This is a genomic window from Modicisalibacter tunisiensis (genome assembly GCF_020148005.1).
GTDB lineage: Bacteria > Pseudomonadota > Gammaproteobacteria > Pseudomonadales > Halomonadaceae > Modicisalibacter > Modicisalibacter tunisiensis.
In genome coordinates this window covers 2,502,599-2,517,528 of the sequence record NZ_JAGXFD010000001.1, presented here as the reverse complement: position 1 = coordinate 2,517,528, position 14,930 = coordinate 2,502,599, and the positions used below count along the sequence as shown (strand labels likewise).

Below are 14,930 nucleotides of genomic sequence, written 5' to 3'. Positions count from 1 at the left end.
CGGTCGTGGCGGCCAGCCGCGCCGGCACGAAACGGTGTTCGACGCGGACCATGAAAGGGTTACACTAGCCGCATGTGCAACGCGCCTCTTGCATGCCGGTGATCTCTCGGATGCCGTCGCCGGCCACGTTCCCCCTCCCGCTCGCGCCTGCCCCGAGGACGCGACGCCGGCTGCGCGTCTGCCACGAGTGCGACTGGCTGGTGGCTCTGCCGCCGCTGCGCCCGGGCGAGCGCGCCGACTGCCCGCGCTGCGGGCACACCCTGGTCACCCGGCACGCCCAGCCGGCCCAGCGCAGCCTGGCCCTGGCCGCGGCCGCACTGGTGGCGCTCGTCGTGGCAGTGGCCTTTCCCTTCATCAGCTTCGAGATCAGCGGCGTCGGCAACCGCATCGGGCTCTACGACACCGCCGCGAGCCTGGTGCACTTCCATCAGCCGCTGGTGGCGATCGCCGTCATGCTCACCATCGCCGTGCTGCCGGCGCTCTATCTGTGCAGCGTGATCTGGCTGCACATCGGCCTGCTCCGCCGCCACCCCCTGCCGCTGAGCCGGGGCATCGCGCGCTCGCTGGTGCACATGCACCCGTGGATGATGGCCGACGTGTTCATCGTCGGCGCGCTGGTGAGCCTGATCAAGATCGCCAGCCTCGCCGCGATCAGCCTGGGCGTCGCCTTCTGGGCCTTCTGCGCCTTCGCCCTGCTGCTGCTGCTGACCACCCTGTCGCTGGACCGCGACTGGCTGTGGTTCTCGCTGACCGGCGAGCCACTGGCCCCGGCCGGGAGCCGCACCGGCGCCACGGCAGCCGAGCAGGGGCTGTCGGGCTGCCCCACGTGCGGGCTGGTCAACCGCCTCGATGAACAGGGGAACGGCCGCTGCCGGCGCTGCGGCGAGCACCTCCACGCCCGCCTGCCGAACAGCCTGCAGCGCACCTGGGCGCTGATCATCGCGGCGTCCTTCATGTACCTGCCGGCGAATCTCTACCCGATCATGGTCACCACGCACCTGGGCGAGGCGCATCCCTCGACCATCATCGGCGGTGTCGTGCAGCTCTGGCAGATGGGCTCCTACCCCGTGGCACTGGTGATCTTCATCGCCAGCGTACTGGTCCCGGTGGGCAAGCTGCTGGCCCTGGGCTGGCTGTGCTTCGCGCTGCGCCATCGTGCCGGACGCTTTCGCATGACCCGTACCCGGCTGTATCGTCTCACCGAGCTGATCGGTCGCTGGTCGATGGTCGATGTCTTCGTGGTGGCCATCCTCGTCGCCCTGATCCGCGCCGGCGCCCTGATGTCGATCACCCCCGGGCCCGCCGCCCTGGCCTTCGCCGCCGTGGTCGTGCTGACCATGCTGGCCGCCATCAGCTTCGACCCGCGCCTGCTGTGGCAGGCGCCGCGGCCCCCCGAGAAGGAAGCCTCCCATGCCTGAAGCGCACCGCGCCCGTCGCCATGCCCAGTCACGCATCTCGCCGATCTGGATCGTGCCCCTGGTCGCGCTGGCGCTCGGCCTGTGGCTGGTGTACGACAATGTCAGCCGGCGCGGACCGCAGATCACCCTGGAGATGCCCAACGCCGAGGGCATCGAGGCCGGCAAGACGCTGATCAAGACCCGCAACGTCGAGGTCGGCCGCGTCGAGAGCGTGCGCCTGTCGGACGACCTGAGCCACACGGTGGTCACCGCGCGGATGAGCGAGGATGCCGAGCGCATGCTCAACGCAGGCACCCAGTTCTGGGTGGTCAAGCCACGCATCGGGCGCGAGGGCATCAGCGGCCTCAATACCGTGCTCTCGGGGGCCTACATCCAGCTGCAGCCCGGCCAGAGCGACGAATCCCGCTACCATTTCAAGGTCCTGGAGCAGCCGCCGGTCGCCCCGCCGGGCGCCGAGGGCATCCGCATCAACCTGATCAGCCAGCTGGGCAGCTCGCTGCGGGTCGGCGACCCGGTCACCTACCAGGGCTTCACGGTGGGCCGGGTGGAAGACGCCACCTTCGACCCCGAGGATCGCGAGATGCACCACCGGCTGTTCATCGAGTCCCCCTATGACGTGCTGATCACCGAGGCGACCCGCTTCTGGTCGGCCTCGGGCATCAACGTCAGCCTCGATTCCGAAGGGGTCAGCCTGAACGTGGAATCCCTCGAGGCGGTGGTCGGCGGCGGCGTGACCTTCGGCATCCCCGAGGATGTCGCTCCCGGCCCCAAGGCCAGGCCGGACAGCACCTATCAGCTCTTCCCCGACGAGGAGAGCGCCCTGCAGGGCACCTACAACCGCTATCTGGAATACGTGATGCTGGTCGACGACACCGTGCGCGGGCTCTCCAAGGGCTCGCCGGTGGAGTACCGCGGCGTGCGCGTCGGCACCGTGGTCAGCGTGCCCTGGCACTTCACCGCGCCGCAGCCCGACACCCGCCAGCGCTTCGCCATTCCCGTGCTGATCCGCATCGAGCCCCAGCGGCTGAATGCCGGCAGCGACGCACCGATCGACCTCAATGCCTGGCACGAGCGCTTCACGCGGATGTTCGACTACGGGCTGCGCGCCTCGCTCAAGGCCGGCAACCTGCTCACCGGCGCGCTGTTCGTGGACCTCAACTTCGACAAGGAACTGCGCGGCGACTATCAGGCGGAAACCTTCGAGGGCAAGACGGTCTTCCCCACCACCGCCGGCGGCTTCGCGCAGATCGAGCAGAAGGTCTCCAACCTGCTCGACAAGCTCAACGCCCTGCAGGTGGAACCGATACTCGACAAGCTCGATCAGACCCTGGCCACCTCGCAGGCCACCCTCGAGGAAGTCCAGCACAGCGCCGAGGCACTGCGCGCCATGCTGGATGACCCGGCGACCCGCCAGATCCCCGGCAATCTCAACCGCACGCTCGAGAACCTGCGCACCACCCTCGACGGCCTGTCGCCGGACTCCGCGGCCTATCGCCAGCTCAACGACACCCTGCAGGGCATCGAACGCCTGGTCCGGGACCTGCAGCCGCTGGCGAAGACCCTCGAGGAGCAGCCCAATGCGCTGATCTTCGATCGAAAGCCGTCGAGTGATCCGGTCCCGCGGGCCCCCGAGCGCTGACCTTGACAGGGAGATGAAGGGATGCAAGTCACCAAGCCGCTTTGCCTGATGCTGCTGGGCGCCCTGCTGGCCGGCTGCGCCAGCGGCGGCGGGCCGGCCACCGAACGCTACCTGCTGCCGGCCGGCGACACGACCACGTCCTCTGCCGTGCGGGGTCCGGCCGAGCACACCCTGGTCATCGACGACGTGCGCGTCGCCCGCTACCTGGATGACGCCGGCATCGTGCTGCAGACCGATCCCCTGCGCCTGCAGGCGGCCGGCCGGCACCAGTGGGCGGAACCGCTCGACCGGCAGCTGGCGCGGACGCTGCGTCAGCGGCTGAGCCGTGCCCTGCCCGGGGCGCGCGTGCTCGGAGGCACCGGCCCCGACACGGCCTGGCACCTGTCCGTGGAGGTCGAGCAGTTCCAGGGCCGCTACGACGGCCGGGCCATCGCCGGCGGACTCTGGCAGCTGCGTGACGGGCAGGGCGAGCTTCGCCGACAGTCGTCCTTCCAGGCCAGCGAAGTGCTGGAGCAGGACGGCTACCCGGCGCTGGTCAAGGCCCTGGGGAAAAGCTGGAACAGCGTGGCCGAACAGATCGCGGAAGGGCTCCGGCGCCAGTGGCAGGCCCCCGAAGGCACGAAAGGGACGGAAGAGAAGGAAACGACGGGAGAAGCCGCCGAAACGGGCTGATCGCCTCGGCTCGACAGGCCATCAACAGAGGGAGGCACGAAAGCCGGCTCAGTCCTCGGCCTCCTCGGCGGCCCTGAGGCGGCTGCGCAGACGGGCCACCGCCTGACTGTGAAGCTGGCAGACCCGGGATTCGCTGACCCCGAGCACCGCCCCGATCTCCTTGAGGTTGAGCTCTTCCTGATAGTACAGGCCGAGCAGCAGCTTCTCGCGTTCGGGAAGCTGCTCGATCGCCGCGACCAGGCGCTCGCGCTGCTGCGAGCCGGCCAGCGCCTCGAAGGGTGACGGCGGTGCGCCATCACCGGCCTCGGGTTCACCGCCCTCGGCGATGATCTCGTCGAGCCCCATCAGGTGGCCGCCGTTGGTGTCGGCCAGTCGCTGGCGATACTCGTCGACCTCCAGCGCCAGGGCGTCGGCGATCTCGCGCTCCTCGGCCTGACGCCCCAGCTGCTGCTCGAGCCGGCGGATGGTCTCGTCGATCTCGCGGGCATGGCGGCGGACGCTGCGCGGCACCCAGTCGCGACTGCGCAGCTCGTCGATCATCGCCCCGCGAATCCGCTGGCTGGCATAGGTCGCCAGGCTCGCCCCCTGCTCGGCGCTGTAGCGCCCCAGGGCATCGAGCAGTCCGACCATGCCGGCCTGAATCAGGTCGTCCAGATCGACGCTGGCCGGCAGGCGAACCTGGAGCGCCAGCGCCTGGCGCCGGACGACGGGCAGGTACTGGTCCAGCAAGGCCCGTTGATCGATTTTACCCTGTGCCGTGTACATCTTCGGTTCCAAGCCTGCAGCCGGTGGCGGCGCCGAGCGGCGACCGATACCGGCATTATGTCGCTCTCGCCGGACACCCCAAGCGGCGAATACCTGACCGGGTCTCGGGCTATTTAGCGTTTTGCGTCTCGCGATAGTTGACGATCACCTGGAGTCCGGTGAAAGGTACCGCACCACGCCGGGTGCCGGGCGGCAGGCGAAAGCGCAGGGTCAGCGGCTCGCGGGCCGGCAGACCGCGCAGGGCCTCACTGCGCCCGCGCGCCGCCGGCAATTCCAGGCAACGGCGGGGATGGCACAGCCAGGCATCCAGCCCCGGCAGACCCGCCGGCACCCGGAACCGCCAGGACACGGTGGTGATGCGCCCGGGCCGCAGCCCCGGCGGTGGCGTGATGGGCTCGGCGGTTGCCACGCGCCCGGGCGTGCCCAGCGTCACGCCCGGCGCCCGCCCTACCCAGCTTCCCGCACCGCTGGCCGGCCCGGCCATCAGCAGCAGCCCGGCCACCAGCAGCCCGGCCGACAAGCGCCGCGCCCGGCTCATGCGTCGGGTCGCCGACGCCGGGGAACGGGCACGATCCACAGCTCGAAGCCGAAGAAGCTCGCCGCGGCCTGCTGCAGGTTGGCCAGCAGTCCGACCCGCGAGGCCAGCGGCGGATGCACCAGCAGCAGCCGGCGCGGACCACCCCGCTGCGCCAGTCGTTTCAGCAGGCGGTAGGTGCGCCGAAAGGCCTCGGCATCATTGCCCACCCACAGCGCCCAGCGCGACTGCTCGCCGACCAGGGTCGGCAGGTGCGGACTGTCCACCGACGTGGGCACGATGCGCCAGGCGTCCGCCTCGCCGACCCACTGCTGGCCCTGTGCCTGCCAGCGGGCCAGCGCCTCGCTGACCGGCCGGGTGTCCGCCTCATCACCGCCCGGCAGCCCCAGCACCAGCAGCAGCCGGCGCGGCGCGGGCGCCGTCTCGGCCACCACGGCGGGGGACGCTGCCAGCTCCAGTAACGCCTCGACAATCCAGGTCGGCGTCCCGGTTTCCTCCGCCGTGGCAGGCGTTTGCGTTTCCGGCGTCACCGCCTCTGCCCGCTCGCTGCTGTCGTCGGCCTCCGGCACCGGCGCCATCTCGGCGGCCCAGCGTCGCAGGCCGGCGGCCTGATCCCCGTCACTCATGAGGCGTCGTCACCTCCGCCCAGCAAGGGCCCGGCCGCCAGCACGAAGGCGTCGCGGGCGGCCAGCAGGTGCCACAGGGCCTCGAGCAGGACGGCGGCGCTGCGCTTGCGCGAGCCGCCCAGCAATGCCAGCAGATGACCGCGCACATCCATCGCCCAGTCGGCGGTTTCCTGATCGAGGCGCACCGCCAGGGCGGCGAGCGCGGAGGCCAGCCAGGCACGCAACTCGGTGTCGACACCCTCGCCGGCCTCCGGCGCCAGCCATTGCCAGGCGCGGCCGGCCAGCGAGCTCCATTCCTCGGCGACCAGGTGCGCGACCAGCAGCACCGGGCGCGAGGCCGCGGCCTTGTCCGCCGCGAGCCAGTAGCGCGTCAGGCGTCGGCGGCCGGTGTCCGGGTCGCGCAGTACCGCGAACCAGGCCTGGAGCGGGGTTCCATCGCTCAGCGACACCGGCAGCCAGCCCGTCGCCAGGCGGCCCTCCCGCCCCCGGTACCGACAGTTCAGCGTGTCATGCACGCCCGCCTGCTCGGCGAGCGCCTTCAGCGCCAGCCGCTCGCCTTCGAAGATCACCCGCGTATTGGCCTGGGCCAGCGCCAGCCAGTCGCTGCCGGCATCCAGCAGATGCCGGCGGGCCGCGGCCGAGGGACAGCGGGGCAGGAAATGACGATCGACACCCAGCCGCGTCTCGACGGCAGCCAGCCTCTCCGCCTCGCCCGCCGGCTGGCAGTGGCTCGGCCAGGGCGCCGCCAGCGGCAGCCCCCGGGCATTGAGACACAGCGCCGGCAGACGGCACTGGCTGCCCTTGATCGGCCCGTGGCGTGACCAGAGCATCACCGCCGCCGCCTCCTCGCCGATCGCGGGCAGGCCCCGCAACCGGTCGAGGTGCGCCTGTTGCCGCGCCAGCGGCAGCCCCTGCAGCGGCCAGGCGGCGTCGAGCGCGGCCACGCCGCCGACGCGGGCCCGCAGCTGCGCCATCACCACCGCCAGCGAGCGGCCCTGCCCCAGCAGGCTGCGGGACAGTCCTCGCCAGCGCCGCGCCGAGGGGGTCGCCTGCCAGGCCAGCGGCTCGCCGACGAAGGCCGAGTCGTCGACGGGGGTCAGCGACTGCCCGACCAGCCCATGCGGGTCGACCAGGCGCAGATCCTCCGGCACCTGCTGGCCCTGGGAGACATAGTGCAGCCGCAGGTCGTGGCGGATGGCGATGTCCAGTACCGCCCCCAGCCGCGGTGCCTCGTCGACCTTGGTGAGAATCGCGCCATACAGCGGCGCGCCGGCGGCCAACGAGGCCCGCTGGTAGGTCTCGACCACCTCCTCGAGGGTCTCGCCGTGACTCGCCGCATTGAGCAGCAACAGCCGCCGCACGGGTCGCGCCCCCTGCCCCAGCCTGGCCACCTGATCGACCAGCCGGCGGTCGCGCTGGCTCATGCCCACGGTATCGATGATCACCAGGCGCTTGTCGGCCAGGCGCGCCAGCAGATCGTCCAGCGGCGCGTCGGCATCCAGCGCATGCACCTCGGCGCCCATCAGCCGGGCATAGATGCGCAGCTGCTCGTGGGCGCCGATGCGGTAGCTGTCGGTGGTCACCAGCGCGACCCCGCCCGCGCCGTGGCGCATCACGTAGCGGGCCGCCAGCTTGGCGGTGGTGGTGGTCTTGCCCACCCCGGTGGGCCCCAGCAGCGCGAAGACGCCGCCCTCGTCGAGCAGCCGGGACTCGTCGTCCAGCACGGCCAGCCGCGAGACCAGCTGCCGCTCCAGCCAGGCCAGGGCCGCCTCCGCCGTCGCATGGACGAGCTCCAGCGGCAGGGCGTCGAGCAGCTCCCGGGCCAGGGCATTGCCGTAGCCGGCGCCCTGCAGGCGGCGGTTGAGCATCACGCGATTGTCGTCCTCGGCCGTGCCCACCGGAGCGGCGGCCTCCTGACGGCCGACCAGCAGCGCGCGCAGGTCCTGCATCTCGCCGAGCAGCCGTTCGCTGAAGGCGGCGAACGGGTCGCCCGGATTCGGGTCGCCCGGACGCGGGTCGCCCGGACGCGGGTCGCCCGGACTCGGGGCCGCCGTGTCCGGGGGCGGCGTGTGCTCGGCAGGGGCCGAGGGTGCCGGACGGGAAACCGCCGGCGGCGCAGCCGCGGGCGACGAGCCGGCAGGACGGGAGGCCGGCCCGGCATGAGCGCCACTCGGACGATCCGGCGCTTCGCCGGCGGGACGCGCCTCACCGACGGCCGACCCCGGCCCCGGCCCCGCCGGCGGCACCATCTCCTCGGCCAGCGCCAGGATCTCGACCCCCTCGGCGACCCGACGATTGGCCAGGATCAGGGCGTCATCGCCCAGTGCGGCCCGCACCCGGCGCATGGCCTCGCGACTGTTGGCACCGACGAAACGCTGAACACTCATTATTGACGGCCTCCGACCAGAGCGGTGACGCGGATGGTTCGATCATCGGGAATCTCGGCCTGCGACATCACCACCAGCTGACGCAGCCGGCGGCGCAGGAAGCGCGACAGCAGCGGCCGCAGGCTGTGCGGCACCACCAGCACCGTGGGCTCGCCCAGGGCCTCCTGGCGGGTCACCGCCGCTTCGGTCTGCTGCATCAGGGTGTCGGCCAGCCCCGGCTCGATGGCGCCGCCGCCGTTCATCGCCTGGCTGAGCACCTGCTCGAGGTTGGCGTCCAGGCCGATGACGTGCAGCTCGCCCTGGCCGGGGAACCACTGCTGGGTGATCGCGCGGCCCAGCGCCACGCGCACCACCGCGGTCAGGTCCTGGGTGTCGCTCTGCGGCGAGGCGTGCTCGGCCAGGGTATCGAGGATGGTCCGCAGGTCGCGAATCGACACCTCCTCCTCGAGCAGGTTCTGCAGCAGGCGCTGCAGGGTGGTCAGCGACACCAGCTTGGGCACCACATCCTCGACCAGCGACTTGCTCTCCTCGCCCAGCTTGTCGAGCAGCTGCTGGGTCTCCTGGCGGCCCAGCATGTCGCCGGCGTGGCGGTGCAGCAGGTGATTGAGATGCGTCGCCACCACCGTGCTGGCATCGACCACCGTGTAGCCGTAGACCTGGGCGTGCTCGCGCTGGCCGGCGTCGATCCACACGGCGGGCAGCCCGAAGGCCGGGTCCTGGGTCGGCGTGCCCTCCAGCTGGCCCGAGACCTGGCCGGGATCGATGGCCAGCCACTTGCCGGGATGCGCCTCGGCGCGACCGATCTCCACGCCCTTCAGGGTCAGCACGTAGGTGTTGGGACCCAGTTCGAGATTGTCGCGGATGTGCACCACGGGGGGCAGGAAGCCGACCTCCTGGGCGAACTTCTTGCGCACACTCTTGATGCGCCCCAGCAGCTCGCCGTCCTGACGGTGATCGACCAGCGGAATCAGGCGATGGCCGACTTCCAGCCCCAGGGTGTCCACCAGCTGGACGTCGTCCCAGCTGGCCTCGGGCACCTCGGGCGACGGCGGCGGCGCCTCCTGGGTGGCCTGCTCGGCCAGCTTGTCGTCGCGCTGGCGGATCATCCACCAGGCCAGCGACCCCAGCAGGGTACTGAACAGCAGGAAGACCAGGTTGGGCATGCCCGGCACCAGCCCCAGCAGCCCCATCACGCAGGCGGCCAGCACCAGCACCTGCGGATTGGCGAACAGCTGCGAGATCATCTGCTGGCCGACGTCCTGCTCGGTGTTGACCCGCGAGACGGTGACACCGGCGGCGGTGGAAATCACCAGCGCCGGAATCTGCGCCACCAGGCCGTCGCCGATGGTCAGCAGCGCATAGGTGCGCGCGGCGTCGGCCACCGCCATGTCGTGCTGGATCACGCCGATCAGCAGCCCGCCGATCAGGTTGACCACCATGATGATAAGGCCCGCCACGGCGTCGCCGCGCACGAACTTGCTGGCCCCGTCCATCGACCCGTAGAAGTCGGCTTCCTGGGCGACCTCGGCGCGACGCTGCTTGGCGTCCTCCTCGCCGATCAGGCCGGCGTTGAGGTCGGCGTCGATGGCCATCTGCTTGCCGGGCATGGAGTCCAGGGTGAAGCGCGCGCCCACCTCGGCGATGCGCCCCGCCCCCTTGGTGATGACCATGAAGTTGATGATCACCAGGATCAGGAATACCACCAGGCCGACGGCGAAGTTGCCGCCGATCAGGAATTCGCCGAACGCCTCGATCACCTTGCCGGCCGCGTCGCCGCCCGCGTCGCCGTTCATCAGCACCACGCGGGTCGAGGCCACGTTGAGCGAGAGCCGCAGCAAGGTGGTGAACAGCAGCACCGCGGGAAACGCCGCGAAGTCCAGCGGCTTCTGGGTGAACATGCTGACCAGCAGCACCATCACCGACATGGCGATGTTGAAGGTGAAGAACATGTCGAGCGCGAACGGCGGCAGCGGCAGGATCATCATCGACAGGATCATGATGATCAGCAGAGGCCCGGCCAGCAGCTTCATTCGGGCATCGCCGAGCCAGTTCTGGCGGCCCAGCGTATCCATCAGATTCATGGCGTCTCCTCGCGGGACGATGCGGCATCGTCATCCAGGGCGGCCGGTATCGGCAGGTTGCCGGGCGGCTCGGGTACCTCGCCGCCATCGCGACGTACCTGATGCAGGCGGAAGGCCCAGGCCATGACCTCGGCGACCGCCGTGTAGAGGTCGACCGGGATCTCCTGATCCAGGTCGACGTGACGATACAGGGCCCGCGCCAGCGGCGGCGCCTCGAGCCGGGGCACCTGGTGCTCGTCGCCGATCTCGCGGATCCGTGCCGCCACGGCGTCCGCCCCCTTGGCGATCACCCGCGGTGCGCCCATCTCGCCATCGCGGTAACTCAGCGCCACGGCGTAATGGGTCGGGTTGGTGACGATCACGTCGGCCTCGGGCACCTTGCTCATCATGCGCCCGCGCGCCATGGCCTGCTGCTGCTGGCGGATCCGCCCCTTGATCTGCGGGTCGCCCTCCGACTCCTTGTGCTCCTTCTTGATCTCGTCCTTGGTCATGCGCAGCTTCTTGTTGTGACTCCACAGCTGATAGGGCACGTCGATGAGGATCACCACCACCAGCGAGAGCACGATCAGCGCGCAGCACACCGCCGCCAGCCGCATGGCATGGGCCAGGGCCTGCTCGAGCGGCTGACTCATCAGTCCCAGCAGCTCGTCGCGCTTGAACCACACGAAGACCCCGGCCACGCTGCCGGTGAGCAGCGACTTGGCGATCGCCTTGGCCAGTTCGGCGACGATCTGCGACGAGACCAGGCGCTTGATGCCCTTGAGCGGGTTGAGCTTGGAGGGCTGCGGCTTGAGCGACTTGCCCGACAGCACCCAGCCGCCCAGCAGGGCCGGAGCCACGGCAGCCACCACGGTAAGCAGCAGGAACAGCGGCAGCACGGCCACCAGGCTGTGTTCGCCCAGCGTCCACAGCTTGGCCAGCATGCGCGTGGTGTCGAAGGCGATGCCGCGATCGAAGAGAAAGGCCTGCTCCATCATCAGGCCGAGCTGGTCGTAGAGCTGCGCACCCAGGCTCCACAGACCGCCCACCCCGGCCATCAGCATCAGGAAGGTGGTCAGCTCCCGCGAACGAGCGATCTGCCCTTCTTCACGCGCCTTCTCGAGGCGGCGTGGCGTCGGGTCTTCTGTCTTGTCCTCGTCGCTGCTGTCCTCGGCCATCGCCTCTGTGCCACATCCTGGCCCTTGCGGAATCGTGGCTTATTCTGCGTGGCCGACCCGGCGGACGAACACGCAAAAAGCGCGACGAATCGAGCGCTAATCCTCGATTGCCGCGCTGGCGGGAGTGTCGTGCAGACGGCGCCGCAAGGCGCCTGTCGCGCTCAGAAGCCCAGCGAATCCAGCAGATCGTCGACCTGGTCCTGGCTGCTGACCACGTCCTCGCCCTCCGGCTTGACCTGCGGACCGTTGAGCAGCGACGCCTCGCGCTCGTTCTCCATCGAGCGGCGCAGCTCCTGGCGATCCTGGCTGTCGGGAACGTTGTCCAGCAGCACCTGCACCAGCTGGTTCTCGATCTCGCGGATCATGTCCATCATCCGCTTGATCACCTGGCCGGTCAGGTCCTGAAAGTCCTGGGCCATCATGATCTCGAACAGCTCGGCGTTGGTGGCCTTGGTCTGCGTCGGCACGTCGCCCAGGTAGGCCCGGGTGTCCTGTACCAGCGCCTTGGCCTCGTCGAGCTCCTTGGGCTCGGCAAACCAGTCGGCCCAGCGGGCATCGAGTGATCGCGCCCGCTCCTCCAGCGACTCCTGCAGGGGCTGGGCGCGGTCGATGGCATTGAGCGCCCGCTCGGCGGCCTGCTCGGTCATCGAGGCGACGTAACTGAGCCGGTCCCGGGCATCCGGGATCGCCTCCGCGGCCTTCTCGATCTCCTTGTCCAGGCCCAGCTCCCGCATGCTGTCACGCAGCATGCGGGTCAACTGGCCAATGCGCTGGATCAGGTCGTCGCTGGCCTGTGTTCCGGTGTGCTGCGCTTCAGCACTCATGGCTAACCCTCCCTCGCTACGGCACTCACTTGCCGAGTTTTTCGAAGATCTTGTTGAGCTTCTCTTCCAGGGTCGCGGCCGTGAAGGGCTTGACGACATAGCCGTTGGCACCGGCCTGGGCCGCGGCAATGATGTTTTCCTTCTTGGCCTCGGCGGTCACCATCAGCACCGGCAGGGATTTCAGGGCGTCGTCGGCGCGGATCTGCTTGAGCATTTCCAGGCCGTCGAGGTTCGGCATGTTCCAGTCGGACACGACGAACTCGAAGCCGCCGCCACGCAGCTTGCCCAGTGCATCCTGGCCGTCCTCGGCTTCCTCGACGTTGCTGTAGCCCAGCTCCTTGAGCAAGCTGCGCACGATGCGGCGCATGGTGGGGAAGTCATCGACCACCAGGATGCTCATGTTCTTGTCGGCCATCGTCGTTCCTCGTTATCAATCGATGTGTTCAGGGTAGTTTCATGGCGATGCCGACCCTCGCCGGCCGGCATCGCCGGTTCAGACGCGCTGCGCCCGCCCGGAGGCAGCGACCAGCTGCATGATCCGCGAGGCCATCTGGTCGAGATCGACGATGTCGACGGCCGCGCCCAGCGCCACGGCTTCACGCGGCATGCCGTAGACCACGCAGGTTTCCTCGCTCTGGGCCAGGGTGTGGGCGCCCGCCTGGCGCATCTCGAGCAGCCCCGCGGCCCCGTCACGCCCCATGCCGGTCAGCAGCGCGCCGACCGCGTTGCGGCCGGCGTTGACCGCGGCGGAATGAAACAGCACGTCAACCGAGGGGCGATGGCGGTTGACCGGCTCGCCGTCGTCGAGCCTGACCACGTAGTTGGCCCCGCTGCGCGCCAGCTTGAGGTGGCGATCCCCGGGCGCGATGTAGGCATGCCCGGGCAGCACGCGCTCGCCCTCCTCGGCCTCCTTGACCTGAATGCGACACAGCCGATCGAGCCGCTCCGCGAAGGAGCGGGTGAAACCGCCCGGCATGTGCTGGGTGATCAGGATGGCCGGCGAGTTGGCGGGCAACGGTTCCAGGACCTGGCGGATGGCCTCGGTCCCCCCCGTCGAGGCGCCGATGATGATCAGCTTCTCGCTCGAGATCAGCGGCGCCCTGACGGGGGTCGCGGCACGCGGCGCGTCCCGGCGAGGGGCGGCCCGTGGCCGCGAGCGGGCGGCGGCACGCAGCTTGTCGGCGATCATCTCGCTGTACTCGAGCATGCCGCTGCGAATGCCCAGCTGCGGCTTGGCGATGAAGTCCACCGCCCCCAGCTCCAGCGCCTTGAGCGTCACCTCCGAGCCGGCCTGGGTGAGCGACGATACCATCAGCACGGGCATGGGCCGCAGCCGCATCAGCCGCTCGAGGAAGTCGATGCCGTCCATGCGCGGCATCTCCACGTCGAGGGTCAGGACGTCGGGGTTGGTACGCTTGATCAGGTCTCGTGCCACCAGCGGATCGGGCGCCGTCGCCACCACTTCCATGTCATCGTGCGCATTGATGATTTCCGTCATCAGGTCACGAATCAACGCCGAGTCGTCGACGCACAACACCTTGATCTTCGGGGCACTCAAGAGAGGGTCTCCTATCCATTGCCCGGCCGCGCCCTGGGGCAGCCGCCGAGTCGCTGTGTCTTCTTATCGGCGGCTTGCCGCACGACTTGAGGCGGAATCGGCCAGCTCGTAGACCGTCTGGCCGCGCAGGCGGAATGCCTGGCTGATGTAGGAAAAGTTTTCCGAATGGCCGGCGAAGAGCAGGCCGTCCGGCTTGAGCAGCGGCACGAACCGGTCGAGGATGCGCGCCTGCGTCTCCTTGTCGAAGTAGATCATCACGTTGCGACAGAAGATCGCATCGAAGGGCCCTTCGATCGGCCATGACGGCGCCAGCAGGTTGAGCGGGCGAAACTCCACCATCGACATCAGTTCGGGGCGGATTCGCGCCAGCCCGGCACGGGTGCCGCCACCCCGCAGGAAGAAGCGCTTGCGGCGCTCGTCGGGCAGCTTGAGCACCTGCTCCAGCGGGTAGACCGCCTCGCGCGCTCGCGTCAGGGCGTCGGTGTCGATGTCCGTGGCCAGCACCCGAGCCTCGCGGGCATGCGCCCCCAGGGTCTCGCTGAGCGTCATGGCGATCGAGTACGGTTCTTCACCGGTCGACGCCGCCGCGCACCACACGCGAACCGGCCCGCCGCGCGACTGGACGTGGCTGGCCAGCAGCGGGAAATGGTGCGCCTCGCGGAAGAAGGCCGTGAGGTTGGTGGTCAGGGCATTGGTGAAGGCCTCCCACTCGCGGGCCTCCGGCTGGCGCTCCAGGCGCGCCAGGTAGTCGGTGAAGCGCGTCAGCCGATGCAGCCGCAGACGACGTGCCAGACGGCTGTAGACCATTTCCCGCTTGTGCTCGGCCAGCACGATGCCGGCCCGCTGATAGATCAGCTGACGCACCCGGTTGAAGTCGGCATCGGTCATGATCAGGTCCCGCTCCAGACCCGGCGCCGATGCCCGCGCGGTACCGCCCGCCGGATCGCCGGACCCTGCCGGGGGGATCAAAAGGCCTCCCATTCGGTGTCCGCCGTGGTACTGCGCGCCGGCTGGCGAGGTGCCTGACGCGACGACGTGTCGGCCGGCTCGTGGCCCAGCGCCGGGGCCGCCGCCCCGCCCTGCTTGCGGGCCCGCGCGGCACGGAAGCGGGTCTCGCGATCGACCTGCTCCCGGCCGCTGCCGCTCAGGCGCAGCACGCCGATCGCCTCGGCCAGGTGCATCACCTGCTCGTCGAGCTCGCGGGCGGCGCGCGCCGAGGTCTGCACGCGCTCGGCATTCTGCTGGGTGACCTCGTCCATCTGCGCCAC

At 69.9% G+C, this 14,930-nt stretch carries 13 protein-coding genes and 1 pseudogene; 3 read left to right on the top strand and 11 right to left on the bottom strand.

Translation table 11 applies throughout. The features are described from left to right. The first annotated feature begins 110 nt into the window (after nucleotides 1-110). Genes KGQ91_RS11760 through KGQ91_RS11750 form a run of 3 tightly spaced genes read left to right on the top strand, consistent with a single transcriptional unit; the run spans nucleotide 111 to nucleotide 3,729 of the window. Nucleotides 111-1,418 carry a PqiA/YebS family transporter subunit gene (locus KGQ91_RS11760; protein ID WP_224421410.1) on the top strand — a complete coding sequence of 436 codons (1,308 nt, stop codon included), beginning with the start codon at nucleotides 111-113 and terminating at the stop codon, nucleotides 1,416-1,418. Beyond that, nucleotides 1,411-3,057: an intermembrane transport protein PqiB gene (gene pqiB / locus KGQ91_RS11755; protein ID WP_224415018.1), complete on the top strand. Its 1,647-nt coding sequence runs from the start codon at nucleotides 1,411-1,413 to the stop codon at nucleotides 3,055-3,057. Before KGQ91_RS11760 ends, pqiB begins: the two co-directional genes overlap by 8 nt. 21 nt (nucleotides 3,058-3,078) lie before the next feature. After that, the gene (locus KGQ91_RS11750; protein WP_224415019.1) at nucleotides 3,079-3,729 is read left to right on the top strand and encodes a PqiC family protein; all 651 of its coding nucleotides are present in this window, start codon (nucleotides 3,079-3,081) and stop codon (nucleotides 3,727-3,729) included. A 48-nt stretch (nucleotides 3,730-3,777) separates the two neighbouring features. On the opposite strand, the gene KGQ91_RS11745 is transcribed toward KGQ91_RS11750, so the two are convergent. The 11 genes and pseudogenes from KGQ91_RS11745 to KGQ91_RS11695 form a co-directional block, all read right to left on the bottom strand. After that, nucleotides 3,778-4,494, bottom strand: a complete 717-nt coding sequence (locus KGQ91_RS11745; RefSeq protein WP_224415020.1) for an RNA polymerase sigma factor FliA — start codon at nucleotides 4,492-4,494, stop codon at nucleotides 3,778-3,780. 109 nt (nucleotides 4,495-4,603) lie between these two features. Further along, nucleotides 4,604-5,032 (bottom strand): flagellar protein FlhE, encoded by a 429-nt coding sequence (locus tag KGQ91_RS11740; RefSeq protein ID WP_205596233.1) that lies wholly within the window; start codon nucleotides 5,030-5,032, stop codon nucleotides 4,604-4,606. Continuing rightward, nucleotides 5,029-5,655: a hypothetical protein gene (locus tag KGQ91_RS11735; protein WP_163648832.1), complete on the bottom strand. Its 627-nt coding sequence runs from the start codon at nucleotides 5,653-5,655 to the stop codon at nucleotides 5,029-5,031. The genes KGQ91_RS11740 and KGQ91_RS11735 overlap by 4 nt, the downstream gene beginning before the upstream one ends. Further along, nucleotides 5,652-8,042, bottom strand: a complete 2,391-nt coding sequence (gene flhF / locus KGQ91_RS11730) for a flagellar biosynthesis GTPase FlhF (RefSeq protein WP_224421048.1) — start codon at nucleotides 8,040-8,042, stop codon at nucleotides 5,652-5,654. Before flhF ends, KGQ91_RS11735 begins: the two co-directional genes overlap by 4 nt. Next, entirely contained in the window at nucleotides 8,042-10,123 is a 2,082-nt protein-coding gene (gene flhA, locus KGQ91_RS11725; RefSeq protein WP_163648835.1) for a flagellar biosynthesis protein FlhA, read from the bottom strand. Before flhA ends, flhF begins: the two co-directional genes overlap by 1 nt. Then, entirely contained in the window at nucleotides 10,120-11,280 is a 1,161-nt protein-coding gene (flhB, locus tag KGQ91_RS11720; protein WP_163648837.1) for a flagellar biosynthesis protein FlhB, read from the bottom strand. The genes flhA and flhB overlap by 4 nt, the downstream gene beginning before the upstream one ends. Before the next feature lie 161 nt (nucleotides 11,281-11,441). Beyond that, nucleotides 11,442-12,104 (bottom strand): protein phosphatase CheZ, encoded by a 663-nt coding sequence (cheZ, locus tag KGQ91_RS11715; RefSeq protein ID WP_163648840.1) that lies wholly within the window; start codon nucleotides 12,102-12,104, stop codon nucleotides 11,442-11,444. Between the two features lie 25 nt (nucleotides 12,105-12,129). Then, entirely contained in the window at nucleotides 12,130-12,519 is a 390-nt protein-coding gene (gene cheY / locus KGQ91_RS11710; protein ID WP_224415022.1) for a chemotaxis response regulator CheY, read from the bottom strand. A gap of 78 nt (nucleotides 12,520-12,597) precedes the next feature. Beyond that, nucleotides 12,598-13,662: a protein-glutamate methylesterase/protein-glutamine glutaminase gene (locus KGQ91_RS11705; protein WP_224415023.1), complete on the bottom strand. Its 1,065-nt coding sequence runs from the start codon at nucleotides 13,660-13,662 to the stop codon at nucleotides 12,598-12,600. 63 nt (nucleotides 13,663-13,725) lie between these two features. Further along, on the bottom strand, nucleotides 13,726-14,550 hold the full coding sequence (locus KGQ91_RS11700; protein ID WP_224415024.1) for a CheR family methyltransferase: 825 nt from the start codon (nucleotides 14,548-14,550) through the stop codon (nucleotides 13,726-13,728). A 77-nt stretch (nucleotides 14,551-14,627) separates the two neighbouring features. Further along, a pseudogene (locus KGQ91_RS11695) lies at nucleotides 14,628-14,930 on the bottom strand (methyl-accepting chemotaxis protein); the annotation flags it as partial.

Bases quoted from the DNA above. Each gene is read 5' to 3' on its own strand.
- KGQ91_RS11745 (WP_224415020.1), bottom strand. From the start codon at position 4,494: ATGTACACGGCACAGGGTAAAATCGATCAACGGGCCTTGCTGGACCAG.
- pqiB (WP_224415018.1), top strand. From the start codon at position 1,411: ATGCCTGAAGCGCACCGCGCCCGTCGCCATGCCCAGTCACGCATCTCG.
- KGQ91_RS11700 (WP_224415024.1), bottom strand. From the start codon at position 14,550: ATGACCGATGCCGACTTCAACCGGGTGCGTCAGCTGATCTATCAGCGG.
- KGQ91_RS11740 (WP_205596233.1), bottom strand. From the start codon at position 5,032: ATGAGCCGGGCGCGGCGCTTGTCGGCCGGGCTGCTGGTGGCCGGGCTG.
- cheZ (WP_163648840.1), bottom strand. From the start codon at position 12,104: ATGAGTGCTGAAGCGCAGCACACCGGAACACAGGCCAGCGACGACCTG.
- KGQ91_RS11760 (WP_224421410.1), top strand. From the start codon at position 111: ATGCCGTCGCCGGCCACGTTCCCCCTCCCGCTCGCGCCTGCCCCGAGG.
- flhB (WP_163648837.1), bottom strand. From the start codon at position 11,280: ATGGCCGAGGACAGCAGCGACGAGGACAAGACAGAAGACCCGACGCCA.
- flhF (WP_224421048.1), bottom strand. From the start codon at position 8,042: ATGAGTGTTCAGCGTTTCGTCGGTGCCAACAGTCGCGAGGCCATGCGC.
- flhA (WP_163648835.1), bottom strand. From the start codon at position 10,123: ATGAATCTGATGGATACGCTGGGCCGCCAGAACTGGCTCGGCGATGCC.
- cheY (WP_224415022.1), bottom strand. From the start codon at position 12,519: ATGGCCGACAAGAACATGAGCATCCTGGTGGTCGATGACTTCCCCACC.
- KGQ91_RS11735 (WP_163648832.1), bottom strand. From the start codon at position 5,655: ATGAGTGACGGGGATCAGGCCGCCGGCCTGCGACGCTGGGCCGCCGAG.
- KGQ91_RS11750 (WP_224415019.1), top strand. From the start codon at position 3,079: ATGCAAGTCACCAAGCCGCTTTGCCTGATGCTGCTGGGCGCCCTGCTG.